The 24779-nt window shown below is 61.0% G+C and carries 24 protein-coding genes; 10 read left to right on the top strand and 14 right to left on the bottom strand.

The window, feature by feature from the left end:
• Nucleotide 1: 1 nt before the first annotated feature.
• Nucleotides 2–1219 carry an alanine transaminase gene (gene alaC, locus BM300_RS20155; RefSeq protein WP_063322617.1) on the top strand — a complete coding sequence of 406 codons (1218 nt, stop codon included), beginning with the start codon at nt 2–4 and terminating at the stop codon, nt 1217–1219.
• 156 nt (nt 1220–1375) lie between these two features.
• Here alaC and BM300_RS20150 read toward each other — a convergent pair whose 3' ends face one another.
• Nucleotides 1376–2728 (bottom strand): GntP family permease, encoded by a 1353-nt coding sequence (locus tag BM300_RS20150; RefSeq protein ID WP_092144266.1) that lies wholly within the window; start codon nt 2726–2728, stop codon nt 1376–1378.
• A 92-nt stretch (nt 2729–2820) separates the two neighbouring features.
• Nucleotides 2821–3354 (bottom strand): gluconokinase, encoded by a 534-nt coding sequence (locus BM300_RS20145; protein ID WP_072342091.1) that lies wholly within the window; start codon nt 3352–3354, stop codon nt 2821–2823.
• Nucleotides 3355–3570: 216 nt separating this feature from the next.
• Here BM300_RS20145 and BM300_RS20140 point away from each other — a divergent pair, with 216 nt between their 5' ends.
• The 3 genes from BM300_RS20140 to BM300_RS20130 all read left to right on the top strand — a co-directional run bounded on the left by BM300_RS20140 (nt 3571) and on the right by BM300_RS20130 (nt 6030).
• Nucleotides 3571–4602 carry an HTH-type transcriptional regulator GntR gene (locus BM300_RS20140; protein ID WP_063322620.1) on the top strand — a complete coding sequence of 344 codons (1032 nt, stop codon included), beginning with the start codon at nt 3571–3573 and terminating at the stop codon, nt 4600–4602.
• 159 nt (nt 4603–4761) lie between these two features.
• Nucleotides 4762–5316: a hypothetical protein gene (locus BM300_RS20135; RefSeq protein ID WP_092144264.1), complete on the top strand. Its 555-nt coding sequence runs from the start codon at nt 4762–4764 to the stop codon at nt 5314–5316.
• Nucleotides 5317–5607: 291 nt separating this feature from the next.
• Entirely contained in the window at nt 5608–6030 is a 423-nt protein-coding gene (locus BM300_RS20130; protein WP_092144262.1) for a GNAT family N-acetyltransferase, read from the top strand.
• Nucleotides 6031–6143: 113 nt separating this feature from the next.
• Here BM300_RS20130 and def read toward each other — a convergent pair whose 3' ends face one another.
• Nucleotides 6144–6683: a peptide deformylase gene (gene def / locus BM300_RS20125; protein ID WP_092223135.1), complete on the bottom strand. Its 540-nt coding sequence runs from the start codon at nt 6681–6683 to the stop codon at nt 6144–6146.
• Entirely contained in the window at nt 6680–7630 is a 951-nt protein-coding gene (locus BM300_RS20120; protein ID WP_057448927.1) for a YihY/virulence factor BrkB family protein, read from the bottom strand. Before BM300_RS20120 ends, def begins: the two co-directional genes overlap by 4 nt.
• 247 nt (nt 7631–7877) lie before the next feature.
• On the opposite strand from BM300_RS20120, the gene BM300_RS20115 reads away from it, so the two are divergent.
• Complete coding sequence (locus tag BM300_RS20115) at nt 7878–8255, top strand: hypothetical protein (RefSeq protein ID WP_030139341.1); 378 nt, start codon at nt 7878–7880, stop codon at nt 8253–8255.
• A gap of 206 nt (nt 8256–8461) precedes the next feature.
• On the opposite strand, the gene fadD1 is transcribed toward BM300_RS20115, so the two are convergent.
• Nucleotides 8462–10153, bottom strand: coding sequence for a long-chain-fatty-acid--CoA ligase FadD1 (gene fadD1 / locus BM300_RS20110; RefSeq protein ID WP_092223137.1), 1692 nt, complete (start codon nt 10151–10153; stop codon nt 8462–8464).
• A 309-nt stretch (nt 10154–10462) separates the two neighbouring features.
• Complete coding sequence (gene fadD2 / locus BM300_RS20105; RefSeq protein WP_063322625.1) at nt 10463–12151, bottom strand: long-chain-fatty-acid--CoA ligase FadD2; 1689 nt, start codon at nt 12149–12151, stop codon at nt 10463–10465.
• Nucleotides 12152–12375: 224 nt separating this feature from the next.
• Here fadD2 and BM300_RS20100 point away from each other — a divergent pair, with 224 nt between their 5' ends.
• Both BM300_RS20100 and BM300_RS20095 read left to right on the top strand, forming a co-directional pair.
• Nucleotides 12376–13320: an alpha/beta hydrolase gene (locus BM300_RS20100; RefSeq protein ID WP_092144256.1), complete on the top strand. Its 945-nt coding sequence runs from the start codon at nt 12376–12378 to the stop codon at nt 13318–13320.
• Between the two features lie 44 nt (nt 13321–13364).
• Complete coding sequence (locus BM300_RS20095; RefSeq protein WP_014336929.1) at nt 13365–13835, top strand: MaoC family dehydratase; 471 nt, start codon at nt 13365–13367, stop codon at nt 13833–13835.
• Between the two features lie 160 nt (nt 13836–13995).
• Here the strand turns inward: BM300_RS20095 and BM300_RS20090 are convergent, their stop codons facing one another.
• From BM300_RS20090 to BM300_RS20075, 4 genes are all read right to left on the bottom strand, one after another.
• Entirely contained in the window at nt 13996–14859 is an 864-nt protein-coding gene (locus tag BM300_RS20090) for an efflux RND transporter periplasmic adaptor subunit (RefSeq protein ID WP_092144254.1), read from the bottom strand.
• A 9-nt stretch (nt 14860–14868) separates the two neighbouring features.
• Complete coding sequence (locus BM300_RS20085; RefSeq protein WP_003198565.1) at nt 14869–15075, bottom strand: DUF1656 domain-containing protein; 207 nt, start codon at nt 15073–15075, stop codon at nt 14869–14871.
• Complete coding sequence (locus BM300_RS20080; protein ID WP_092144252.1) at nt 15062–17062, bottom strand: FUSC family protein; 2001 nt, start codon at nt 17060–17062, stop codon at nt 15062–15064. The genes BM300_RS20085 and BM300_RS20080 overlap by 14 nt, the downstream gene beginning before the upstream one ends.
• Nucleotides 17063–17347: 285 nt before the next feature.
• Nucleotides 17348–17812, bottom strand: coding sequence for a PA2169 family four-helix-bundle protein (locus BM300_RS20075; protein WP_063322630.1), 465 nt, complete (start codon nt 17810–17812; stop codon nt 17348–17350).
• Between the two features lie 206 nt (nt 17813–18018).
• Between BM300_RS20075 and BM300_RS20070 the strand changes: the two genes are divergently transcribed.
• Both BM300_RS20070 and BM300_RS20065 read left to right on the top strand, forming a co-directional pair.
• Nucleotides 18019–18255, top strand: coding sequence for a DUF3820 family protein (locus BM300_RS20070; RefSeq protein ID WP_014336924.1), 237 nt, complete (start codon nt 18019–18021; stop codon nt 18253–18255).
• A gap of 18 nt (nt 18256–18273) precedes the next feature.
• Entirely contained in the window at nt 18274–19461 is a 1188-nt protein-coding gene (locus tag BM300_RS20065) for an aminotransferase class V-fold PLP-dependent enzyme (protein WP_092223139.1), read from the top strand.
• Nucleotides 19462–19711: 250 nt separating this feature from the next.
• On the opposite strand, the gene BM300_RS20060 is transcribed toward BM300_RS20065, so the two are convergent.
• From BM300_RS20060 to zwf, 3 genes are read right to left on the bottom strand one after another with little or no spacing between them, the layout of a single operon-like run.
• Nucleotides 19712–20377 (bottom strand): bifunctional 4-hydroxy-2-oxoglutarate aldolase/2-dehydro-3-deoxy-phosphogluconate aldolase, encoded by a 666-nt coding sequence (locus tag BM300_RS20060; protein ID WP_013692437.1) that lies wholly within the window; start codon nt 20375–20377, stop codon nt 19712–19714.
• A 17-nt stretch (nt 20378–20394) separates the two neighbouring features.
• Nucleotides 20395–21108, bottom strand: a complete 714-nt coding sequence (gene pgl / locus BM300_RS20055; protein WP_092346775.1) for a 6-phosphogluconolactonase — start codon at nt 21106–21108, stop codon at nt 20395–20397.
• Nucleotides 21095–22564, bottom strand: a complete 1470-nt coding sequence (gene zwf, locus BM300_RS20050) for a glucose-6-phosphate dehydrogenase (protein ID WP_060738865.1) — start codon at nt 22562–22564, stop codon at nt 21095–21097. The genes pgl and zwf overlap by 14 nt, the downstream gene beginning before the upstream one ends.
• 196 nt (nt 22565–22760) lie before the next feature.
• On the opposite strand from zwf, the gene BM300_RS20045 reads away from it, so the two are divergent.
• On the top strand, nt 22761–23621 hold the full coding sequence (locus tag BM300_RS20045) for a MurR/RpiR family transcriptional regulator (RefSeq protein ID WP_170842276.1): 861 nt from the start codon (nt 22761–22763) through the stop codon (nt 23619–23621).
• A gap of 58 nt (nt 23622–23679) precedes the next feature.
• Here the strand turns inward: BM300_RS20045 and BM300_RS20040 are convergent, their stop codons facing one another.
• Nucleotides 23680–24534, bottom strand: coding sequence for a D-hexose-6-phosphate mutarotase (locus BM300_RS20040; RefSeq protein ID WP_092223144.1), 855 nt, complete (start codon nt 24532–24534; stop codon nt 23680–23682).
• Nucleotides 24535–24779: the final 245 nt, after the last annotated feature.

Below are 24779 nucleotides of genomic sequence, written 5' to 3'. Positions count from 1 at the left end.
AATGGCCGAACAAGGTTCGCCGCGCCGCTTTGCGCGCATCGATCGACTCCCCCCTTACGTATTCAATATCACTGCCGAGCTGAAGATGGCTGCGCGTCGGCGCGGCGAAGACATCATCGACTTGAGCATGGGTAACCCCGACGGCGCCACACCCCCGCACATCGTGGAAAAACTGGTCACCGTCGCCCAGCGGGAAGACACCCACGGCTATTCCACCTCCAAAGGCATCCCGCGCCTGCGCCGCGCCATTTCGCGCTGGTACAAGGATCGCTACGAGGTGGACATCGACCCGGAAACCGAAGCCATTGTCACCATCGGTTCCAAGGAAGGCCTGGCCCACCTGATGCTGGCCACCCTGGACCAGGGCGACACGGTGCTGGTGCCCAACCCCAGCTATCCGATCCACATCTACGGCGCGGTGATCGCCGGCGCCCAAGTCCGTTCGGTGCCGCTGGTGCCAGGGGTGGATTTCTTCGCTGAACTGGAGCGGGCCATCCGCGGCTCGATTCCCAAGCCGAAGATGATGATCCTCGGCTTCCCCTCCAACCCCACCGCCCAGTGCGTGGAGCTGGATTTCTTCGAACGGGTCATCGCTCTGGCCAAACAGTACGACGTCCTGGTGATCCACGACCTGGCCTACGCCGACATCGTCTACGACGGCTGGAAAGCCCCGTCGATCATGCAGGTGCCCGGCGCGAAAGACATCGCGGTGGAGTTCTTCACGCTGTCCAAGAGCTACAACATGGCTGGCTGGCGCATCGGTTTCATGGTGGGCAACCCGGAACTGGTCAACGCCCTGGCGCGGATCAAGAGCTACCACGACTACGGCACCTTCACGCCGCTGCAAGTGGCCGCCATCGCCGCCCTTGAAGGCGACCAGCAATGCGTGCGCGACATCGCCGAGCAGTACCGCCAGCGCCGCAACGTACTGGTCAAGGGGCTGCATGAGCTGGGCTGGATGGTGGAAAACCCCAAGGCGTCGATGTACGTCTGGGCCAAGATCCCCGAAGCCTATGCCCACCTGGGCTCACTGGAATTTGCCAAGAAGCTGTTGGCCGAAGCCAAGGTCTGCGTCTCGCCGGGGGTGGGGTTCGGGGAATATGGGGATGATCACGTGCGCTTCGCGCTGATCGAAAACCAGGACCGGATTCGCCAGGCGGTACGTGGGATCCGTGGGATGTTCAGGGCCGATGGCTTGGTTCACAAAACCAACGGCTGAGACAAGAACCCATTGTGGCGAGGGAGCTTGCTCCCGCTGGGCCGCGAAGCGGCCCCAATGCGGCGACCGCTGCATTCCAATGAATCGCGGTAGCCGTTGCGACTGCTTCGCAGTCGAGCGGGAGCAAGCTCCCTCGCCACATATGGTGTGTTGCGGTTAGACCACCAGCGACAGCAGCAGGATAAAGATCAATCCCACCACCGACAGGATGGTTTCCATCGCGGTCCAGGTCTTGAAGGTCTCGGCCACGGTCATGTTGAAGTACTGCTTGACCAGCCAGAAGCCCGCGTCGTTGACGTGGGACAGGATCAACGAACCGGCACCGGTCGCCAGCACCAGCAGCTCACGGTTCACACCCGGCATCATCCCCACCACCGGCACCACGATCCCGGCACCGGTAATGGTCGCCACTGTCGCCGAGCCTGTGGCAATGCGGATCACCGCAGCCACCAGCCACGCCAGCAGGATCGGCGAGATCTGCGCACTCACCGCCATGTGGCCGATCACGTCACCCACACCACTGGTCACCAGCATCTGCTTGAAGCCACCGCCCGCACCGATGATCAGGATAATCGCGGCGGTCGGCGCCAGGCTGGCGTCCAGCCATTTGAGCATCTGGCTGGAACCGATGCCCTGCTTGTAGCCGAAGGTGTACAGCGACAGCAGCAACGCCAGCAGCAACGCCGAGATCGGGTGGCCGATCATGTCCATCCAGGCGCGGAAGAGGTTGCCATCGGGCAGCGCCACGTCAGCGAAGGTCTTGAGCAGCATCAGGAATACCGGCGACAGCACGGTGATCAGGGTGATGCTGAAGCTTGGCAGTTCTGTGGAGTCCGTCTCGCGCGCCAGTTGGTCCACCAGTTCCTGATTCGGATGGCCGGGGATGTGCTTGGCAATGAACGTACCGAAAATCGGCCCGGCAATAATGGCCGTCGGCAGCGCTACGATCAGGCCATAGAGAATGGTCTTGCCAATGTCGGCGCCAAACACGCCAATCGCCAGCAGCGGCCCCGGGTGCGGCGGCACCAGGCCGTGGACGGCGGAAAGACCGGCCAGCAACGGGATACCGATCTTGATGATCGACACGCCGGTGCGACGTGCAACGATGAACACCAGCGGGATCAGCAGCACGAAGCCGATTTCGAAGAACAGCGGAATGCCCACCAGGAACGCGGCGAACATCATGGCCCACTGCACCTTGTCCTTGCCGAAGGCGCGGATCAGGGTCTGGGCGATCTGGTCGGCCCCGCCCGACTCGGCCATCATTTTGCCGAGCATCGTGCCCAGCGCCAGGATGATGCCGACAAAGCCCAGTACGCCACCGAAGCCGTCCTGGAACGCCTTGATGATGGTGCCGGTCGGCATGCCCGACGTCAGGCCGAGGAACGCGGCGGCGATGGTCAGTGCGATGAACGGGTGGAATTTGAACTTGGTGATGAGGATGATGAGTCCGATCACCGTGACCACTGCATCGAGCAGCAGGAACGTCTCGTGGGACATGCCAAACATGGGAGGTGTCTCCTGATTTGTTGTTGTTATTGAAGCAGTTATTGGTTAGCCGTCGGGGTAGCGCTATCTTTCTGACGCAAACTTTTTGAAACTCAGCCAGCAAGCTTCAAACCATGGTCCAACCACCAGACGTAAGCCTGATGCGCCAACTCTTCAACGCTGTGGCTGGACGCATCCAGAGCCAGGGTCAGGGGCTCGCCGACAGGGGATTGCAGGGTGGCAAACTGGCTGTCGATCAACGTCGACGGCATGAAATGGCCGGGACGATGGGAAACCCGGTCGGCGGCCACTTCAGGGGTCAATTCAAGGAACACGAAGCCAAGGCCTGGCAAGGCACTGCGCAGACGCTCGCGATAACTGTGCTTGAGGGCCGAGCAGGTCAGCACCGGGCGCTCGCCCTTGGCGTCGACACGGCGCAACTCATCACACAGGCTGTCGAGCCAGCCGGCACGGTCGTCGTCGTTCAAGGGAATACCGGCGCTCATCTTCTGGATGTTGGCCGCAGGATGGAAAGTGTCGCCTTCAATGGCAGTGGCGCCGCTCAACTCGCATAGCGCCTGGCTGACGCAAGTTTTGCCGCAACCGGCAACGCCCATGATGACCAGGGCGGTGATGGGATTATTCATGTAACACCTCAGCGCGCAGACAGCGCTACCTTTGCCAGTTATGACACCGCAGCAAAAGCAGAAGTTGCCGACGCCTTCTTGTCATTTTTGTGGTTGCAGCATGTTCGTTCACGACACCGGCACACGGGGGATCAGGCAAACCCCACTTACGCAATTGCAGCCGCGTCGAGACAGCGCTACCTTAGTGCCTTGATTTTTGTTTGGCAAGCCGCCCTGATGACCGCCCCTAAAAACGATAAGAATACTCGCACCACCGGTCGCCCTACGCTCAACGAAGTCGCACGCCTGGCCGGTGTCAGCCCCATCACCGCCTCCCGTGCCCTTCGCGGCGTCAGCACCGTAGCCGTCGATCTGGTGGAAAAAGTCCGCCAGGCCGCCTCGGAGCTCAACTACGTCGTCAACCCCGCCGCCCGCGCCCTGGCTTCGGCCCAGAGCCATTCGGTGGTGGTGCTGGTGCCGTCGTTGTCCAACCTGTTGTTCATCGACACCCTGGAAGCCATTCATCGGGTGCTGCGCCCCAAGGGTTTCGAAGTGGTGATCGGCAACTATCACTACTCCCGGGACGAAGAAGAAGACCTGCTGCGCAACTACATGGCCTATCAGCCGCGTGGTTTGCTGCTGACCGGTTTCGACCGCACCGAAAGCGCCCGACGCATGATCGAGGCCAGCAACATTCCCTGCGTGTACATGATGGAACTGGACCCCGGCGCGGGGCTCAACTGCGTCGGTTTTTCCCAGCTCAAGGCCGGCGAAACGGCGGCTGAGCACCTGATTTCCAAAGGCCGCAAGCGCCTGGCCTACATCGGCGCGCAACTGGATCAACGCACCCTGCTGCGTGGCGAAGGTTTTCGCCGCGCCCTGCAGAAAGCCGGCCGCTATGACCCGGACCTGGAACTGCTGACCCCGCGTCCGTCATCGGTAGGCCTGGGCGGCGAGCTGTTCCTGCAATTGCTGGCCAGTCATCCGGACGTTGACGCAATCTTCTTCGGCAACGACGACCTGGCCCACGGCGCCCTGCTCGAAGCATTGCGCTGCGGCATCAAGATTCCCGAGCAGGTGTCGATCCTCGGTTTCAACGACCTGCCTGCCTCGGCCCACATGGTGCCGCGCCTGAGCAGCATCAGCACCCCACGGGAAGCCATCGGCCGCCGCGCCGCCGAGCAAATGCTGACGCTGATGGCCGGCAACCGCATCGCGCAGCCGGTGGTGGACCTGGGTTTCGAACTCAAGGTTCGCGAAAGCACCTGAGGCGCCACGTTCAAGCGGTCGATCCATGCCGTCCGACGGCAAGGGTTGGCCGCCCCGCTCGTCGCGCGCTCGTCCACACCCCTTGGAATACGGACCTTGCGAGGGCGGCATGGGAATTGCTCCTGCCCATCGCTCAGCCATTACCCACAGGTGTTCATCATGTTGGTCAGTGCAAAACAGCAAGCGATGGTCTTACCGCTCAAACGCCCGGGCGAAGATCCCACCGCCGAAGCCGCCAGCGGCCTGCAAAGTGCCGCGTTGCAGGCCTTGCGCGATAACGTCCAGGTCCAGGCCAGCCAGGGCGCTGCCCAAGTCCAGGACTCCTTCACCAAACGAGCCACGCAACAGGTCAATGCGAGCACCGCCATCAGCGACAACGTCGACGAGGCATTCGCCAAGACCCGCGTGCAATTGCAGACTGTTGCTTCACCCGCATCCGAAGAAACCACGACGCTTGGAGGTTCTGCGACAGCAGAATTCAAGGACTACATGAGCAAGACGCCCGAAGAGCGCCTGCGCGACAGCATTCTCGAAGAGATGGGCATTACTGAGGAAGAGTTCGAGGCGATGCCGCCCGAGAAGCAGATGGCGGTCAGCCAGGAGATTGCCCAGCGCATGCAGGACAAGTCGGCGATGGCACAAGTGGAAAAGGCCCAGCAGAGCCGCACCGACGACAAAGCCTCGGCCACTGACATGTTTCTCGCCTCGCTTTGAGCCTCGGCACATGGCGGAGCGTTTGAGCTGGGGTTAGCGCCCCAGCTCAAACCTGAGGCCAACCGAGGCAGTGTCGGCTCAATGACCGAACAGGTTCACCTTCTTGGTTTTTTTGTCGGCGCGCTTTTCATCGGCAGTCTTCGCCGGTTTTTTCTTTGCCGCTTTTTTTGAATCCATGCCTTTGGCCATGATACGTACTCCACTCATACGGGATGTGAAGTCAGGTATACACCTATCGCCGCCCCTGCGTTCTTTTATAATCGCCCTCCCCTTATCGCCCACGACCCTGTCATGTCCGAAATCCATTACGCAGCGCTCGAAGAATCGCTTTGGCCGCTGATGAATAAGTTTTATCGCGCCCACCAATCCTCGATGAAAGCGGTGCGTGACGCGCAGCTTTGGGTGGCGCGGCGGGATGAGATCGTCGCCGCCCTGTGCCTGCGACCGGTGTCGGGCGGGCATTGGTTGACGGGGTTGTTCGTCGACCCGGCGTACCGCGTACAAGGGATCGCGGCACGGTTGATCGCTGAAGCGGTGAAAGACGTTGAAGGGCCGGTGTGGCTGTTCTGCCACCCGGATTTGCGCGGCTTTTATGAGCGGCGCGGGTTCAGCTTCGACCCTGAACTGCCCTATGCGATGGCTGAGCGCCTGAGCCGATATGCGCGTAGCAAGCCGATGATTGCGATGGGGTGGGAGCCTTCGCGCCCTTCCTGACATAGATCCAATGTGGGAGCGAGCTTGCTCGCGATAGCGTCAGGTCTGTTGCATCACAATGCCCACTGACACACTGCAATCGCGAGCAAGCTCCCACAGGGTTCGGTGGGGTATCAATCGTCGGCCGCGGGGTCCAGGTCCGGGAACATCACCTCGGTAAACCCGAACTTGCTGAAATCACTGATACGCGAGGGGTACAAGCGCCCGATCAGGTGATCGCATTCATGCTGCACCACCCGCGCATGAAAGCCCGACGCGTAACGCACGATCGGCTCGCCCTTGGGATCGAAGCCTTCGTAGCGGATGTCCCGGTAGCGCTCGACCGCCCCGCGCAGGCCCGGCACTGACAGGCAACCTTCGAACCCCTCTTCCATCTGCGGGCCCAGTGGGGTGATCAGCGGGTTGATCAGGATGGTCTGGGGCACCGCCTCGGCGTCGGGGTAACGCTCGCTGTGCTCGAAGCCGAAGATCACCAGTTGCAAGTCCACGCCGATCTGTGGCGCCGCCAGGCCGACGCCGCCGACGCTTTCCATGGTCTGGAACATGTCGTCGATCAGTTGCCACAATTCTGGGCTGTCGAACATTTCGGTGGGCACCGGCGGGGCGATGCGCAGCAGGCGTTCGTCGCCCATTTTCAGGATGTCACGGATCATGGTCGGGCTTCGTCAGGGTGGGGATGAGGGATGGAATGGTCGCGGCCCAGGCCCGACACATGCTGTTTTTCGTGCTCGCCGGCGCTCTTTTCCCCCGGGTTCTTGCCCTCGGTGGACATGTGCTCGATCACCGCATTCATCTCCGCACCGAGCAGCAGCACTGCCGAAGAAATATAGAAATACAGCAACAACACGATGATCGCACCGATGCTGCCATACATGGCGTTGTAGTTGGCAAAGGTCTTGACGTAAAACGCAAAGCCCAGGGAGGCAATGATCCATACCACCACTGCCAGCACCGACCCCGGCGTGATGAAGCGAAACTCCTGCTTGACGTCGGGCATCACGTAATAGATCAGCGCCACGGCCACCATCAGCAAGATCACGATCACCGGCCAGCGCACGATCGTCCAGAGCGTGACGATGAACTCCTCCAAGCCGACCTGGGCCGCAATCCAGCCCATTACCTGTGGCCCGAGCACCATCAACGCCGCAGCGGCCAGCAGCATGCCGGCGATACCGACGGTGTAGAAGATCGACAGCGGAAAACGCTTCCAGGCCGGGCGGCCCTCCACCACATCGTAGGCGGCGTTCATCGCGCTCATCATCAGTCGCACGCCTGCCGAGGCGGTCCACAACGCAATGACGATACCCACCGACAACAATCCACCCTTGGATTGCTGGAGCTGGTCGATCACCGGGTTGACCTGCTCCAGGGCCTGGGGTGGCAGCACCAGTTCCGATTGCAGGCGCAGCCAGGAGAAGAAGTCCGGCAGGTGCAGGAAGCCGATCAACGCGATCAAAAAGAGAATGAAAGGAAACAGCGAAAACAGCATCTGGTAGGCCAATGCCGAGGCGTAGGTCGACATCTCGTCGTCGAGAAACTCGGTCACGGTGCGCATCATCACACGATGCAAGGGTAAGCCTTTCAAGGCCGGGAACATCATGTGCGTCTCCTTTCGCCGCAAAAAAAGGGGGTCGCTTGGCGACTCAGGGGGCCGTTATCACAACAAAGTAGCCTGTTTGGCGACGTTGGATCAATTTCGTCTTTCATGCCCGACGCTGAATTGACCGGCGATTGCCAAGCCAAGTTTCATTGTTCCTACAGGCGGGGCTTTATGTTTGCCCGGCAACCACCGAGAATGCCCCACGTATTCAGGCTGCGGCCTGAAGCTCCAACCCCGTAGGAACGTTATGAAACTCGATAAAAAGCAGGCCATCGCCCGCAGAAACCAGGAACTGGGCGGCGCCGTACTGGGCGTCAACAACTGCCACTTCAGCGAATTGAACCGCAACCGCAACATCTTCTGGTTCGATATCCCGGTGGCGCGCCTGGCCATCGGTCAATACGAATGGATTCACCTGCTGCTGCACACGCCGGCCACCGATGAGCTGCTGCACCTGAAGGTGCCGACCGTGTTCCTGCGCGAGAAAATGGAAGGCTTGGAAGTGCGCAACCAGGGCAAGCGCAAGGCGGCCCTGAGCCTGGAGCTGAGCGCCGACAAGGATTCCTACCTGCAGGACATGCGGCCAGGTGGTACTAACCTGGATTTTGCGCAGTTCCGGTTGTAACCGGACCCGAGAAGCACCAGATCACCTGTGGCGAGGGAGCTTGCTCCCGCTGGGCTGCGCAGCGGCCCCCTTCGATCCAACTGACACTCCACAAGGGGCCGCTGCGCGTCCAGCGGGAGCAAGCTCCCTCGCCACAAAGGCGGTATCGCTTCAGGTCATCGCCCAACAAAAAGCCCCGCTTCTGCGGGGCTTTCGTCTACAAGCTTTTACTTTTTCAGCCCCAGTTTCCTGAGCTCTTCATCCCGCAACTCGCGCCGCAGGATCTTGCCCACGTTGGTGGTCGGCAAGGCATCACGGAACTCCACGGCCTTGGGCACCTTGTAGCCGGTGACGTTGGCACGCATGTGTTCCATCACCTGCTCCTTGGTCAACGTGACACCCGGTCGTGCGACGATGAAGATCTTGATCGCCTCGCCGGACTTCTCGTCCGGTATGCCGATGGCCGCGCACTGCAGCACGCCCGGCAGGGTTGCCAGCACGTCTTCCAGTTCGTTGGGGTACACGTTGAAACCGGAGATCAGGATCATGTCTTTCTTGCGATCGACGATACGCATGTAGCCGTCCGGCTGGATCACCGCGATGTCGCCGGTCTTGAGCCAGCCTTCGCTGTCGAGGATCTCGTCGGTGGCGTCCTGGCGCTGCCAGTAGCCCTTCATGACCTGCGGCCCTTTCACACACAGCTCACCGATTTCGCCCAACGGCTGTTCGACGCCCGCGTCATTGATCACCTTGCACAGCGTCGACGGCACCGGGATGCCGATGGTACCGATCTGGATGTTCTGGATCGGGTTGACGGTGGCCACCGGGCTGGTTTCGGTCATGCCATAACCTTCGCAGATCGGGCAGCCGGTCACCGCTTTCCAGCGCTCGGCAGCTGCCAGTTGCAGGGCCATGCCGCCAGACAGGGTGACTTTCAGGGCCGAGAAATCCAGCTTGCGAAAGGCTTCGTTGTTGCACAGGGCCACGAACAGCGTATTGAGGCCGACGAAACCGCTGAACTTCCACTTCGACAGCTCCTTGACCATCGCCGGCAGGTCACGCGGGTTGCTGATCAGGATGTTGTGATTGCCGATCAGCATCATCGCCATGCAATGAAAGGTGAAGGCATAGATGTGGTACAGCGGCAGCGGCGTGATCAGGATCTCGCAACCTTCATTGAGGTTGGAGCCCATCAGCGCCTTGCACTGCAACATGTTCGCCACCAGGTTGCGGTGGGTGAGCATCGCGCCCTTGGCCACGCCGGTGGTGCCACCGGTGTATTGCAGCACTGCTACATCGTCGCTGGTGGGGTTGGCTTCGCTCACGGGTTGGCCGTGGCCTTTGCTCAGCACGTCGTTGAACTTGACGGCCTTGGGTAAGTGATAGGCCGGGACCATCTTCTTGACGTACTTGATCACGCTGTTGATCAACAGGCGCTTGAGCGGCGGCAGCAGGTCGGCGACTTCGGTGACGATGACGTGCTTGACGCTCGTCTTGGGTACCACGGCCTCGGCCAGGTGCGCCATGTTCGCCAGGCACACCAGCGCCTTGGCCCCGGAGTCATTGAACTGGTGTTCCATTTCCCGCGCGGTGTACAGCGGGTTGGTGTTGACCACGATCAGCCCGGCGCGGATCGCACCAAACACGGCCACCGGGTACTGGAGAACGTTGGGCAACTGCACGGCGATTCGATCGCCGGGCTGTAAATCGGTATGCTGTTGCAGGTACGCGGCAAAGGCACCGGACAACTCGTAGAGTTCACCGTAGGTGATTGTCTTGCCGAGGTTGCTGAATGCCGGCTTGTTGGCAAAGCGTTGGCAGGACTGCTTCAACACCGCCTGAATATTCGGATACTCGTCTGGATTGATGTCGGCAGCAATCCCAGCTGGGTACTTATCCTTCCAAAAGTCTTCAATCATGGAAGCCCACTCCTCAGCAACGCGAATTCTCACCGCATTTGATGCGATTATTATTGGTGTGTGTTTATTGGTGAATCTGGCTTGAATCAAGGCCGAGAAGTCACAAAAGCGCGCCGAGAGTAGCAGCTTTGCCGGGGGCCGACTAGAGCCAAAAGCAGCCCCCACAGTCACAAACATGACTCATGAATTATTCATAGTCATTTTTAGAGTAAAAATTCCAAACACCATCTGAATCGCCCTGGATACCCAAAAAACTGTGGGAGCGAGCAAGCTCGCTCCCACAGGGGGTTCTACTGGACCTCTCTGGCCTCAGGCGATATCCCGCAGCTCCCGCCGCAGGATCTTGCCCACCGGGGTCATCGGCAATGAGTCCCGCAACACGATGTGCTTGGGTATCTTGTAGCCGGTGAAGTTCTCCTTGCAGTAGGCCTTGAGTTCTTCAAGGCTGACGCCGGTTTCGCGCGCCACCACGAACAGCTTCACCGCCTCCCCCGAGCGTTCGTCCGGCACGCCGATCACCGCACAGTTGGCCACCTTGGGATGGGCCATCACCACATCTTCGATCTCGTTGGGGTACACATTGAAGCCCGAGACAATGATCATGTCCTTCTTGCGGTCGACGATGCGCACGAAACCGTCCGGGTCGATCACCGCAATATCGCCGGACCTGAACCAGCCCTCGTGGTCCAGCACTTCGGCCGTGGCCTCAGGCTTGTTCCAGTAGCCTTTCATGATCTGCGGGCCCTTGATGCACAGCTCGCCGCGCTCGCCCAGGGGCTGCTCGACGCCATCGTCGTTGATCACTTTCATCAGCGTGCCCGGCACCGGCATCCCCACCGTGCCCAGCCGGGACTTGCCGCCGTAAGGATTGGCACTGGCCACCGGTGAGGTTTCGGTCAGGCCATAACCTTCGGTGATACCGCACCCGGTGATCTGCTCCCAACGCTCGGCGGTGGCCTTGATCAGCGCCGTGCCACCTGAGTTGGTGACCTTGAGGTTGGAAAAATCCAGGGTCTTGAAATCCGGATGGTCCATCAAGGCCACGAACAACGTGTTGAGCCCCAGCAGCAGCGAGAAACGCCAGTTCTTCAGTTCCTTGATGAAACCACCGATGTCCCGCGGATTGGTGATCAGCACGTTGTGGTTGCCGGTCACCATCATGCACATGCAGTTCGCCGTGAACGCATAGATATGGTAAAGCGGCAGCGGTGCGATCATGACCTCCTGGCCCTCGCGCAACAGCGGATGGCCGTCATCGCCGAGCTGCCCCAGGCAGGCCCGGGCCTGTTGCATGTTGGCCACCAGGTTGCCGTGGGTCAGCATCGCGCCCTTCGCCAACCCGGTGGTGCCGCCGGTGTATTGCAACACCGCAATATCGTCGAGGCTGACTTTCAGCGGCTTGATGCCCTGGCCGCGTCCCAGGCGCAAGGCGCTCTTGAAGGAAATGGCCTGGGGCAGCGAATAGGCCGGGACCATTTTCTTGACCTTGCTCACCATCGTGTTGACCAGCCAGCCCTTGGCGGTGGGCATCAGGTCGCCCATCTTCGCTTCGATCAGGTACTGCAGGTCCGTATCGGGCAACACCTCCTGGACTTTCTGCCCGAACATGTTCAGGTACACCAGCGCCCGGGCACCGGAGTCCTTGAACTGATGACGCATTTCCCGCGCGGTGTACAAAGGGTTGGTGTTGACCACGATCAGCCCGGCGCGCAAGGCACCGAACACGGCGATCGGGTATTGCAGGATGTTGGGCATCTGCACCGCGATTCGATCACCTGGCGCCAGGTCGGTATGGGCTTGCAGGTAGCCGGCGAAAGCCGCGCTGTAGCGCTCCAGCTCGGCATAGGTGAGGGTCACCCCCATGTTGCTGAACGCCGGACGGTCGGCAAATTTCTTGCAGGAACGTTCGAACACCTCGATCACCGACTTGTAGGCCCCAAGGTCAACATCCAGGGGCACCCCGGCCGGGCGTTTGTCATTCCAGAAATCAGGCTGCATTGTTTTTGTCCTCTTTACCTGAGCATGTCCGGGCCGCCTCTGTATCGCTTGCAGAGGCGGAGCTCCTGGGACACTAGCAGCTATGGCCAATCAGGCAAATATGGCAACCTGCGTCATAGATTGTGTGAATCTTCTTGCCATGGCATAGCCTGATCAGGCGAGACGCAGCGGATGCGCTATACAATGCAGCGACGCTGCGTCTGACTTTGTGCAAAGGAATCGCCATGATCCACCAAACGTTCTGGCTGACCGCGACCGACCACAGCCGCCTGTTCGTCAACCAGTGGCTGCCCGAAACCGCCCCTTTGGCGGTGATCATGCTGGCTCACGGCATGGCCGAACACAGCGGCCGCTACGCCCGCCTGGCCCAGGCACTGTGCGACGAAGGCTATGGTGTCTGCGCTGTGGACCTGCGCGGCCATGGCAAGAGCGGCGAGGAAGCGATTCTCGGCCATTTTGCCGACGAGGACGGCTGGACCAAGGTCGTGGGCGACCTGGCCAGCCTCAACCACCATATCGTCCAGCAATATCCCGATACCCCCATCCTGCTGCTGGGTCACAGCATGGGCAGCTACATCGCCCAGGGTTACCTATTGCATCACAGCGCCAGCCTGCACGGGGCGATTCTCAGCGGCTCGAACTTTCAGCCGGTGACGCTCTACCGCAGCGCTCGCCTGATCGCCCGCTTCGAACGCTGGCGCCAGGGTGCCACGGGGCGCAGCGCGTTGATCGAGTGGCTGTCGTTCGGCAGCTTCAACAAGAAATTCAAACCCACGCGCACCCCCTTCGACTGGCTCAGCCGCGACCCGGTCGAAGTCGACAAGTACGTCCACGACCCGCTGTGTGGCTTTCGCTGCACCAATCAACTGTGGGTCGACCTGCTCGGCGGGTTGCAGCAAATCAGCAAAGCGTCCAATCTCGCCCAGATCGATCCGGGCCTGCCCCTGCTGGTGATCGGTGGCGAATGTGATCCGGTGAGCGAAGGCAAGCGTCTGAAGGATCTGGCCGACGCCTTGCGTGACGCCGGCATCCGGCACCTGCAATTGACGATTTATCCGCAGGCCCGACACGAACTGTTCAATGAAACCAACCGCGATGAAGTGACCGCCGACGTGCTGGCCTGGATTGCCCAGGCCCTGAGCCACAAGCGGCCGCCACGCAGCGAGTAGGCTTGCAGCATTTATCCTTTACTCCTTCACAGGATTTGAAACAAATGACCCAGGTTACCAACACCCCTTACGAAGCCCTCGAAATCGGCCAGACCGCCAGCTACAGCAAGACTGTCGAAGAGCGTGACATCCAGCTGTTCGCCGCGATGTCGGGCGATCACAACCCGGTGCACCTGGACGCCGAGTTCGCCGCCGCGAGCATGTTCAAGGAGCGCATCGCCCATGGCATGTTCAGCGGTGCGCTGATCAGCGCGGCGGTAGCCTGCGAGTTGCCTGGGCCGGGCACGATCTATATCGGCCAGCAGATGAGCTTCCAGAAACCGGTGAAAATCGGCGACACCCTGACCGTGCGCCTGGAGATCCTGGAAAAACTGCCGAAATTCCGTGTGCGCATCGCCACACGTGTGTTCAACCAGCGCGACGAGCTGGTGGTGGACGGCGAGGCCGAAATCCTCGCACCGCGCAAGCAGCAGACCGTGACCTTGCCGACGTTGCCGGCGATCACCGTCGGTTGATTCAAACTCACTTGTGGCGAGGGAGCTTGCTCCCGCTCGGCGGCGAAGCCGTCGTAAAAAAAGCGACCGCGTTTGAGCAGTTCAAATGCGGTGGCTTTTTTGGGGGGCTTCGCCCCCAGCGGGAGCAAGCTCCCTCGCCACAGGGAACGCGGCGCGGCAATTACTGATGGTCTTCACGCACCTGCACGCTCGCCGTCATCCCGGCGCTCAGGTTCACACCCTCCGGCACCTTGTCCAACTTGATCCGCACCGGTATCCGCTGGGCCAGGCGCACCCAGTTGAAGGTCGGCTCAACCTCCGCCAGCAACTGCGCATCGGGATTGGTGTTGCGGTCGGTAATGCCACGGCTGATGCTTTCGACATGGCCCTCCAGCGCATGGCCGGCGCTCATCAGCCAGATCTTGACCGGATCGCCTACGCGGATCCTCGGCAGCTTGGTTTCTTCGAAATAGGCCTGCACATAGAACGTCGAGTCGTCGATCAGCGCCATCACCGGCTGCCCGGCATTCACGTAGTTGCCTTCGGCCAGGCGCAGGTTGGTGATGTGGCCGTTGCGTGGGGCCAGGACCTGGCTGCGCGCCAGGTTCAGTTCGGCGACCTTGGCCTCGGCCTGGGCTTCGCGCAGTTCGCCTCGGGCGATGCCGGCGTTGATCTGGGCGTTTTCCCGCAGCTCGGCGCTGATGGCCTGAGGCCCAAGGGCGGCGCGGCGGCTGGCTTCGTGCTCGCGCAAGCTCAGTTGCTGCTGACGCGTCTGCACCACCGCCCGAGCCTTCTCCAGGGCCGCCTCGAAACGCTCACGGTCGATATTCAGCAACACATCGCCGGCCTTGACCTGCTGGTTATCCACCGCCTTGAGCTCGCGCACCCAACCCGACACGTCGGGTGCAATCACCACTACGTCGGCGCGGATCCGCGCATCGCGGGTCCAGGGTGTGAGCATGTAGTACTGCCACAAGTGAAACCCGGCGAAGATCGCCACGGCCACCATGCACAGCGTGACGGCGACACGTACGGATGTACGCATGTTCAACTCCTATAGCGGCCCGAGGACCACGGTAATAACGGTCAGGACACAGACATACAGGGCGCAGTCGAACAAGGCTTCATGCCAGATCCAGCGCCCGGCCGGCACCAGGCTGAGCAACAGGCGCAACGCACCGGTCACCAGCAACGCCAGCACCACATAAATCAGGAACGGGCTAAGCAACACCCCGCCAATCGACCACTCACGCAAGCCCATGGCTGTGCTCCCGTCGTTCAGGTTCGTGCTGGTGGCACCAGGCGCGCCAGCTGTTTTGCAATTGCACCACCGCGCCCTGGGCCAGCTTCAATGCATCACCGGGCGGCTGGGTCGACAAGACTTTCAGGAACTCGGCGCTCGCTGGGGCCAGCGCATCGGCCTGGTCACCGGTCGGGCCGTGTTCGAGCACCTGTTCCAGCGCTTCGAAATAACGACGCTGAGCCCGGGTATCAGGCACTTGGGCGACGGCCAGGCTCAGGCGCAAATGCAACAGTTCATCGCCAATGTCCAGGCCAAGCAAACCATCATCCCAGCGGCTGCGCGCCTGCACCGGCAATTCAGGGTAATGCCGCGCCAGTTGCAGCAGCCGGTCGGCCATGCGCCCGCCGAACCAGCTCTCGGCGCCACGCAGGCTGCGATGGGTCAGGCGCACCAGATCGTGGAGGGTCGCGGCCAGCAGGCGGCGGCTGTGCCAGGCCGGGTTGCGCAAAATCAGCAGATTGAAGGCCAGTACCGCAGCGCCCACGCCAATCATCATGGCCTGGGCGTTGTTGAAGAACGCCGCGACGTCGTACTTCATGGCATTGAGCGGTGAGATCAACACCACGAAATGCAGGCAGAACGACGTCGCCGTGGCGAATATCTGCGGCTTGGCCATACCCAGCGCGCCGAAAAACAACGGCACGCCCATGGCCATGCAGAGCATCGCGAAACTGCTCCATTGCGGGAGCAGGAGCTCACCGATCACGAACGCCGTCGGCACGGCCAACAGAATGCCCCGTAGAAAACTCATGCCGATCTGCGCGCCGTTTTCGCGACTGGCAAACAGGCTGCACACCACGCACGTCAGCACCAACGCGCCCGAAGCGGCGGGCCAGGCTGTCGCCAGCCAGAAACAGGCCACCGCCAGGAACGCCAGCGCGCTGCGAGCACCAAAGACCATGGCCAGGGACAGATCACGATGAGGCGCCAGGGTTCGCGGTGGATCCGCCGCCTCCCGGCCCTCCTGCACCGCCGTCAGGGCTGCGCAGGCGGCCAGGGCGGTATCGAGCAACAAGGCGAACCGCGCCAGGCAGTAGCTTTGCGCCGAGCTGATCTGCGAATCGTGAGACGCATTCCATACCCGGGGGCGCAAGGCTTGCAGGGTCGCACTGTCGGCGTCGAGGGCCTGCTGTACCTCGTTCATCCATGGCTGGAGAGCCTCGGCCTCCTCGGGATCGAGCTGTTTCCACTGCCGCCGCACCGAGCGCGAAAGGCGCAGCAGCATCAGCAATTTCTGGCTCAAGCCGCTGATGGCCCGGGCTCGCTGTCGGCCACGGCTGCCTTCGAACCAGGCATGTTCGCGCTGGGCATCCACCGCGACGATCCTGCCCAGAATTTCCAGCAACCCTTTTCGCGCCTGGACATCACCAGCCAGGGTCGCACGGGCGGCCTGCATGCCGCTCTGCCAGGCAGCAAGGGCCTGACCGGCCAGTTGCCGCTCGACCCGCAACGGCCAGAGCAAGGCACTGGCCGCCGTGGCGCAGACAATGCCCAGGCTGATCTCGGTGCAACGCGCCACCGCCTGGTCGAACACACCCAGCGGATGGGAAATGGCCGGCAAGGCAATGATCGCCACCGTGTAACCGGCCAGCACGAACGAATACGACCAGGCGCTGCGCAGCAACGTCGAACAGGCTGTGCACAACCCCAGCCAGAGCGCCAAGGCCAGCAGGAACAACCAGGGCGCCTGGGCAAACAGGCCCATGAACACCACCGACATGACGGTGCCTACCAGCGTGCCGACCAATCGTGCCAACCCCTTCTGCACCACCATCCCGGACAGTGGCTGGGCGACGATGATCGCGGTCATCAGCGCCCATGACGGCTGCTCCAGCCCCCAGCGCAGCGCCAGCCACAACGCCAGCCCAGCGCCAAGCACCGTCTTGATGGCGAACTGCAAAGCGAGACGGTCGGGGGCAAACAAGGCCTGGAAGGTAATGGGCACGTAAGAGGCTCTTCTGGGGGGACGCAATAACGATAGATGCAATATGGGGTGGTTGGCAGGCGCCAATTATTAGCTAGCTAACTATGCGAGTCCAGAGCTGTTTGCCAAGACATAAACCTAAGCGCTTTTGTGGCGAGGGAGCTTGCTCCCGCTGGGTTGCGAAGCGACCCTCTTTTTGGGCCTGCTCCGCAGTCCAGCGGGAGCAAGCTCCCTCGCCACGGGATAAAATTCTTGCCATAAAAAAACGCCAGGCAAGCTGGCGTTTTTTCAGGTCAGGACCCGTGTTTAGCTGGCGCGCGCCTGGTTACGCAGGGCCTTGACCTGATCATGGTTGCGTTGAACGCCATGGTACTGACGCTCGACCAGGTCACGAATACCGACCAGGTTGTGCTTGGTGATTTTTTCCAGCGCCTCTTTGTAAGCCTTGAGCGCATGGTCTTCGCCACGCTCGGCTTCGTTGAGCACGGCTTCTTCATCCTTGCCGGTGAACATGGATTTCACGTCGACCCAACGACGGTGCAGGTCACCGGCAACGCTGGTGGAGGTTTCCGGATCGCCGCCCAAGGAACGTACGGCCGCTTGCAGCTCGGCTGCCGCAGTCGCGCAATCGGCGGCACGCTTGACGAACAGATCCTTGAGTTCTGGATGCTTGATGTCTTCAGCGCAGGTCTTGAAGCCTTCCTGGCCATCTTTGCTGGTCTCGATCAGGTCGTTCAAGACGGAGATGGATTCTTTGTTGATGTCAGTCATTTTTCAGTTCCTTTGCTTGGTGAATAAAAAACCTGCAAGGGATGTTGCATCGGCCATGCCAGTCAAAGAATCTCGTTAATTTCCTTTAAAATCAGTCAGTTAACAAAAAACAAGAAAACTCTATCCGCGTTATTTGCATGATCTGTCATTTGGCCTGCATGCAGAATGCCTGTATTTTCGAGGCAGATTTGAATCAGACGATTGCCATGAACCCGGAAAAGCTCGAATTGCTCATCACGCGTCAAATGCCGTTCGGCAAATACAAGGGTCGAATCCTGGCTGACCTGCCCGGTCAATACCTGAACTGGTTCGCCCGCGAGGGTTTTCCTCACGGTGAACTGGGGGGTTTGCTGGCACTGATGCAGGAAATCGATCACAACGGGCTGTCGGACCTGCTCGATCCCTTGCGTGCCAAACACGGCAAACCCAAGCCTCGCCCCTGACCAGTTGAGCCCCCTGTCATGCCCGAAAACACACTACGCGCCCATGATGAAGCTTTCTGGCAGACGTTTGTCGGCCGCTACGACGTCGATCCCGCCGGGCCGCTCAACCTGGAAAACGGTTACTTCGGGCGTATGTCCCGCACCGTGGTGGAGGAGTACCAGCGCAACATCGAGTTCATCAACCGGGGCAACTCGGTGTACGTGCGCCAGCATTTCGACCGTGAACACGGCGAAGCCATTCGTCGACAGGTGGCCCGGCTGATCCACGCATCCCCCCAGAGCGTGGCATTGGCCGGTAGCGCGGTGGATGCCTTGCAGACGCTGATTCGCAACTACAACGGCCTCAAGCCAGGCGATCAAGTGCTGATCTGTGACCTGGAATATGCCTCGGTCAAGAGCGCAGTGCGCTGGCTGGCCCGCCAGCGTGGCGTGGAGGTAATCGAGATCGTCCACCAGCACCCTGCCAGTTTCGAAAGCCTGGTGGGCACTTATCGCGAAGCGTTCATTCGCTACCCTCGCATCAAGTTGATGGCGCTGACTTACGTCAACCATCTCACCGGACTGGTGATGCCGGTCCAGGCCATTGCCGAGAGTGCCCGCGAGTTCGCCGTCGATATCATCCTCGACGGTGCCCATGCCCTGGGCCAGATCGATTTCGACCTGAAGAAGCTCGGGATCGAATTCGCCGGTTTCAACCTGCAGAAGTGGATCGGCGGGCCCCTCTCCCAGGGGTTTCTGTACATCGCCCCGCAGCGCTTGGCCGACATCGACCCGGACATGGACGAAGGCAGCTACCCCGCCACCGACGTCCGCTCGCGCACGCCCCACAGCACACCCAACATCCCTGCCTTGCTCACCCTGCCGCTGGTCTTCGAAGAACACCAGGCCCTGGGTGGCGCTTCGGCCAAAGGCGCGCGCCTCTGTTATCTGCGTGACCTGTGGGTGAGCGCCGTGCGCGATGTGCCGGGCATCGAAGTCATGACTCCGGATGACCGGCGTCTCTATTGCGGGATCACCGCGATGCGCTTCACCGCCCAGGCCGATCAACGGGCGATGGCCGATCGATTGCTCAACGACCATGGGATCTTCACCGTGGTACGCAATACCAGCGTCGGACCGTGCATCCGCATTACCCCAGGATTGATGACCTTGGCGAGTGATATCGAGCGGTTGACCCAGGCACTGATCCATCTGAGCCGAACATAGTTGAGCTTTTGAGCTTTTGTGGCGAGGGAGCTTGCTCCCGCTGGGCTGCGCAGCAGCCCCCTCTCAAGCTCACTCAATCAACCTGATCCACTGCGTCGCCGGACTCCAGGGCCGCTGCGCACCCCAGCGGGAGCAAGCTCCCTCGCCACCGGAATTTTGTGCTGCCATAAAAACCCGGGCAAAAAAAAACGGCGCGCCGACCAAGCGCACCGTAAAACCGTAGAACACCCAACGAGGTTCGGTAAAACAATCAGTCCAGCAGTGCCAAGGCCTCGGCGGTGCATTCCTGAATGCGGGCCCAGTCGCCGTTCTTGATCCATTCAGGATCAAGCATCCAGCTTCCGCCCACGCACATCACGTTTTTCAACGCCATGTAGCTCTTGATGTTGGCCGGGCTCACGCCGCCGGTCGGGCAGAATTTCACTTCGCCAAACGGGCCACCCAAGGCCTTGATGGCCGCGACGCCGCCGCTGACTTCGGCCGGGAACAGTTTGAAGCGACGATAGCCCAGGCTGTAGCCTTCCATGATGCCCGAGGCGTTGCTGATGCCGGGCAGCAGCGGGATAGGGCTGTAGACGCTGGCCTCGAGCAGATCACGGGTGATGCCCGGAGTGACGATGAACTGCGAACCGGCGGCCTCGGCGGCGTCCAGCATGTGACGGTCAAGCACCGTGCCGGCACCGGTCACCAGTTCCGGACGCTGCTCACGCAGCACCTGGATGGCCTTGAGGCCGTATTGGGAACGCAGTGTCACTTCCAGCGCCGTCAGGCCACCGGCAGCCAGGGCATCGGCCAGTGGCAGGATGTCCTGTTCACGGGCGATGGTGATCACCGGCAGGATCCGCGCCTTGGCGCAGAGGCTGTCGATCAGGGCAACTTTGTCCGCCATGGAAACGGTCGGGGATGGGTTTGTCATAGCGGCTGATCCTTGGTTCATGGGCACCAGTAAATCTCTAACGTAGGTTGCAAGAACGCGCGGATCGGCATTTTGGCGACATCGTCACCTGCCACCGCAGCGTTCAAGGTGGTCAATTTCGACTGACCGGAAATCGACAACACTTTGTGTTGCGCCGAAGCCAGCAAGGCGCGGCTCATGGTCAAGCGCTGGTGCGGCACGGTCGGCGCCAGCATCGGCCAGCAGCGACGTGTGCCATTGGCATCCAGTGCCTGGGCCAGGTTCGGGCTGCCAGGGAACAGCGAGGCGGTGTGTCCGTCATCGCCCATGCCCAAGACCAGCACGTCGATGGGCGGCAGCTCGGCCAGCAAGCGATCCGCCTGTTCGGCAGCCGCTTCCAGGTTGCTGCTGGCGCTGTAGAGGCTCAGGAACTGGGCCTTGGCCGCCGCGCCTTGCAGCAGGTAACGCTTGAGCAGGCCGGCGTTGCTGTCGGCGTGTTCAACCGGAACCCAGCGCTCATCGGCCAGGCTGACCACCACTTTGGACCAGTCCAGCGCCTGCTTGGCCAGGTGCTGGAAAAACGCCACCGGGCTGCGGCCACCGGAGACCACCAGGGTCGCCGCACCGCGTGCGTCGATTGCATTGCGCAATTGCTCGGCCACGTTCAGCGCCAGCCCTTCGGCCAGCACCACCGGGTTCTTGAACTCATGGGCGCTAACGCCCTGCGGCAGTTTCACTTCAGATATCGCCATACCATGACCTCCCATCCCGCGTGATCAGTGCAATGGAGCTCATCGGCCCCCAGGACCCAGCCGCATACGGCTTGGGCGCATCGCCGGATTTCTTCCATCCGGCGATCAACTGGTCACACCACGTCCACGCGGCTTCAATTTCATCTTTACGGACAAACAGGTTCTGATTGCCGTTCATGACTTCCAGCAACAACCGCTCGTAGGCATCGGGTATCCGCGCGCTGCGATAGGTATCGGAGAAGTTGAGTTGCAGCGGACCGCTGCGCAATTGCATGCCCTTGTCCAGGCCTTGCTCCTTGGTCATCACGCGCAAGGAAATCCCTTCGTCCGGTTGCAGGCGGATGATCAGCTTGTTGCTGATCTGCAAGCGCTGCTCGGGCGCGAAGATGTAGTGGGACGGTTCCTTGAAGTGAATGACGATCTGCGACAGCTTTTGCGGCATGCGCTTGCCGGTACGCAGGTAAAATGGCACCCCGGCCCAGCGCCAGTTGCGGATGTCGGCGCGCAGGGCGACGAACGTCTCGGTGTCGCTCTGGGTGTTGGAGTTGGGTTCTTCGAGGTAGCCAGGCACCGACTTGCCCTCGCTGTGGCCGGCGATGTACTGGCCGCGCACCACCTGGGTGGTCAGGCCTTCCGGGCTGATCGGCGCCAGTGCCTTGAGCACCTTGACCTTCTCGTCACGGATGCTGTCGGCAGACAAGTCGGCCGGTGGGTCCATGGCGATCAGGCACAGCAACTGCAACAGGTGGTTCTGGATCATGTCCCGCAGTTGGCCAGCCTTGTCGAAATAGCCCCAGCGGCCTTCGATACCGACCTTCTCGGCCACGGTGATTTCCACGTGGGAAATGTAATTCTGGTTCCACTGGGTTTCGAACAGGCTGTTGGCAAACCGCAGCGCGATCAGGTTCTGGACCGTCTCTTTGCCCAGGTAATGGTCGATGCGATAGGTACGGTTTTCCGGGAAGAACTGCGCCACGGCGTCGTTGACCTTGCGCGAAGACTCCAGGTCCGAGCCGATGGGCTTCTCCAGCACGACACGGGTGTTTTCGCTCAAGCCAACCTTCGCCAGGTTCTCGCAGATCGCCCCATACACCGCCGCTGGGGTGGCGAAATAGGCAATGACCTGTTGGGTCGAACCGGCTGCTTCGGCCAAGGCGACGTAATCGTCGGCCTTGAGGAAATCCACGTGCAGGTAGGTCAATCGTGCCAGGAAGCGCTCGAGTACGGCTTCGTCCAGGTCTTTTTCACCGACGTAGCGACGCAGTTCGGCGGCGATGAACGCCAGGTGCTGCTGCTCGCCGCCGGGTTCACGGGCCAGCGCAATGATTCGCGTGTCCTCGTGCAACAATTGGGCGCCATCGAGCTGATACAGGGCAGGAAAGAGCTTGCGCAAGGCCAGATCGCCCAACGCGCCGAACAAGGCAAAGGTGCACGGTTCAACCGTAATCGAAGGCATGATGTTTGTTCTTTTATCAAGTTAAACTACAAATACCTTTTTTCAAGGTATCACTCAAGGAAAAATGTAGTAATAACCACAACATTTTTCGAAAACACCGATTCCGAGTGGTGGTCCGTCGGAGCCATCAGTAGGATAGGCCACCGCAAAGGGTCGTATCAAAGACCCGTCTTCCTAGGAATCTTGTATGGACCGCGTGCGAAATTTACTGGAACAGATCCAGAGTCGCCTTGAAGACCTGAACAAGGCCGAACGCAAGGTGGCCGAGATCATCCTGCTCAACCCGCAGCAGGCGACCCGCTTCAGCATCGCCGCCCTCGCCCAGGCGGCCTCGGTCAGTGAACCGACCGTCAACCGTTTCTGCCGCTCGTTCGGCGTCAGCGGTTACCCGGAACTCAAGCTGCAACTGGCCCAAAGCCTGGCCAGTGGCGCTGCTTATGTGAGCCGTGCGGTGGAAGCCGACGACAACCCGGAAGCCTATACCCGGAAAATCTTTGGCAGTGCCATTGCCTCATTGGACAGCGCCTGCCAGGCCCTTGATCCCAATTTGATCAGTCGCGCCGTGGACCTGCTGATCCAGGCCCGGCAGATCCACTTCTTCGGTCTCGGCGCCTCCGCCCCGGTAGCGTTGGATGCCCAGCACAAGTTTTTCCGCTTCAACCTGGCAGTGACCGCGCACGCCGACGTACTGATGCAGCGCATGATCGCGTCCGTGGCCCATACAGGTGAACTGTTCGTGATCATTTCCTACACCGGTCGTACCCGTGAGCTGGTGGAAGTGGCGCGCATCGCCCGGGAAAACGGCGCGTCGGTGCTGGGCCTGACCGCCGAAGGCTCGCCACTGGCCAAGGCCAGCACCTTGAGCCTGAACATCCCCCTGCCCGAAGACACTGATATCTATATGCCGATGACCTCACGGATCATCCAGCTCACCGTACTGGACGTGCTCGCCACCGGCATGACCCTGCGTCGGGGCGTGGACTTCCAGCCGCATCTGCGCAAGATCAAGGAAAGTCTGAATGCCAGCCGGTATCCGGTGGGGGATGAGTTCAACTGAACCGATCCAGAAGCCTCGCTGCCTGATCGTTCCCACTCCGCGTGGGAACGATCCAGAGTTAAGCCCCCATCCGTGCCTGCAAACTCAGGTGCGCCCGCTCCCCCGGCGCCAGGCACAGGCTGTCGGTGCCGCCACTGGCCGCTTCGACGCAGACGAATTCACTGACCTCATCCCAACTCACCCCCAGCAACGGTCGCGCGCCGGGATGCCAGACCACGGTGTCGGCGCTGTCGCCGGTGTCGATGCGCAGTTCGCGCTGCCAGGCGTGGTCCTTGAGCTGCAATTCCCCCTCATGCTGGAACACCCGCTGGCAACCGCCCTCGACCCGCAACTCGCCTTCCTGCTGGCAAACCGCACGGTTCAACTGGTCGTAGCCCTGTGCGCCCTCCAGGCCAGACAGCGCTACCTCACCGACATCACCAATACGCCAATAGGCGTGCAAGGCCTGGCTCAACTGGCATGGCAGGCTGTCCTGGTGCTCGGTGCTCAAGCGCAGTTCCATCCTTTCACCCAGATCGGCATGCAGGTCCACCTGCCAGTCGCACAGTTGCAACTGCCAATGCAGGTGTACGCCCTCGTCATCACTGCGGCTGTCGAGCAGTTTCCAATCGATCAGCCGCGCCCAACCATGGGACGGCCAGGCATTTTCGCTGGGATGCCGACCATACCAAGGCCAGCACACCGGTACCCCGCCGCGTATCGCACCGACTTGCGGCCACTTGGCCGCGCACCACAACCAGGGCTTCTGGCCTTTGGGCTGAAAATGCAGCAACTGTGCGCCCTGGCGACTGAACACCGCCTGGCACAACGGGTGATCGATCACCAACACATCGCGCTGCCGATAGCGCTCCCACGCGAACACCGGGCGTTCGCGCAAGGATCTGAAAAAGCGTTGTAGCGGATGCTCATGCATGGGCCGCGGTCCTGGAGATCATTGAATACTCAACTATGTACGACACTATTTTGTGGCGAGGGAGCTTGCTCCCGCTCGACTGCGAAGCAGTCGTAAACGAGGCAAATGCGGTCTGGCTGACGCACCGCAGTGAATGGTTTTGGGGTCGCTTCGCAACCCAGCGGGAGCAAGCTCCCTCGCCACAGGCTTCGCACTGACCCTATGCTCCCCAAAAAAAAGCGGACAGCCATGGCCGTCCGCAAATA

It is taken from the genome of Pseudomonas sp. NFACC46-3 (genome assembly GCF_900114515.1).
GTDB classification, from domain to species: domain Bacteria; phylum Pseudomonadota; class Gammaproteobacteria; order Pseudomonadales; family Pseudomonadaceae; genus Aquipseudomonas; species Aquipseudomonas fluorescens_Q.
This window is presented reverse-complemented; position numbering and strand designations above follow the sequence as displayed.

What these genes read in the sequence shown, in the direction of transcription:
- alaC (WP_063322617.1), top strand. Translation starts at nt 2, where the DNA reads ATGGCCGAACAAGGTTCGCCGCGCCGCTTTGCGCGCATCGATCGACTC.
- BM300_RS20150 (WP_092144266.1), bottom strand. Translation starts at nt 2,728, where the DNA reads ATGTTTGGCATGTCCCACGAGACGTTCCTGCTGCTCGATGCAGTGGTC.
- BM300_RS20145 (WP_072342091.1), bottom strand. Translation starts at nt 3,354, where the DNA reads ATGAATAATCCCATCACCGCCCTGGTCATCATGGGCGTTGCCGGTTGC.
- BM300_RS20140 (WP_063322620.1), top strand. Translation starts at nt 3,571, where the DNA reads ATGACCGCCCCTAAAAACGATAAGAATACTCGCACCACCGGTCGCCCT.
- BM300_RS20135 (WP_092144264.1), top strand. Translation starts at nt 4,762, where the DNA reads ATGTTGGTCAGTGCAAAACAGCAAGCGATGGTCTTACCGCTCAAACGC.
- BM300_RS20130 (WP_092144262.1), top strand. Translation starts at nt 5,608, where the DNA reads ATGTCCGAAATCCATTACGCAGCGCTCGAAGAATCGCTTTGGCCGCTG.
- def (WP_092223135.1), bottom strand. Translation starts at nt 6,683, where the DNA reads ATGATCCGTGACATCCTGAAAATGGGCGACGAACGCCTGCTGCGCATC.
- BM300_RS20120 (WP_057448927.1), bottom strand. Translation starts at nt 7,630, where the DNA reads ATGATGTTCCCGGCCTTGAAAGGCTTACCCTTGCATCGTGTGATGATG.
- BM300_RS20115 (WP_030139341.1), top strand. Translation starts at nt 7,878, where the DNA reads ATGAAACTCGATAAAAAGCAGGCCATCGCCCGCAGAAACCAGGAACTG.
- fadD1 (WP_092223137.1), bottom strand. Translation starts at nt 10,153, where the DNA reads ATGATTGAAGACTTTTGGAAGGATAAGTACCCAGCTGGGATTGCTGCC.
- fadD2 (WP_063322625.1), bottom strand. Translation starts at nt 12,151, where the DNA reads ATGCAGCCTGATTTCTGGAATGACAAACGCCCGGCCGGGGTGCCCCTG.
- BM300_RS20100 (WP_092144256.1), top strand. Translation starts at nt 12,376, where the DNA reads ATGATCCACCAAACGTTCTGGCTGACCGCGACCGACCACAGCCGCCTG.
- BM300_RS20095 (WP_014336929.1), top strand. Translation starts at nt 13,365, where the DNA reads ATGACCCAGGTTACCAACACCCCTTACGAAGCCCTCGAAATCGGCCAG.
- BM300_RS20090 (WP_092144254.1), bottom strand. Translation starts at nt 14,859, where the DNA reads ATGCGTACATCCGTACGTGTCGCCGTCACGCTGTGCATGGTGGCCGTG.
- BM300_RS20085 (WP_003198565.1), bottom strand. Translation starts at nt 15,075, where the DNA reads ATGGGCTTGCGTGAGTGGTCGATTGGCGGGGTGTTGCTTAGCCCGTTC.
- BM300_RS20075 (WP_063322630.1), bottom strand. Translation starts at nt 17,812, where the DNA reads ATGACTGACATCAACAAAGAATCCATCTCCGTCTTGAACGACCTGATC.
- BM300_RS20070 (WP_014336924.1), top strand. Translation starts at nt 18,019, where the DNA reads ATGAACCCGGAAAAGCTCGAATTGCTCATCACGCGTCAAATGCCGTTC.
- BM300_RS20065 (WP_092223139.1), top strand. Translation starts at nt 18,274, where the DNA reads ATGCCCGAAAACACACTACGCGCCCATGATGAAGCTTTCTGGCAGACG.
- BM300_RS20060 (WP_013692437.1), bottom strand. Translation starts at nt 20,377, where the DNA reads ATGACAAACCCATCCCCGACCGTTTCCATGGCGGACAAAGTTGCCCTG.
- pgl (WP_092346775.1), bottom strand. Translation starts at nt 21,108, where the DNA reads ATGGCGATATCTGAAGTGAAACTGCCGCAGGGCGTTAGCGCCCATGAG.
- zwf (WP_060738865.1), bottom strand. Translation starts at nt 22,564, where the DNA reads ATGCCTTCGATTACGGTTGAACCGTGCACCTTTGCCTTGTTCGGCGCG.
- BM300_RS20040 (WP_092223144.1), bottom strand. Translation starts at nt 24,534, where the DNA reads ATGCATGAGCATCCGCTACAACGCTTTTTCAGATCCTTGCGCGAACGC.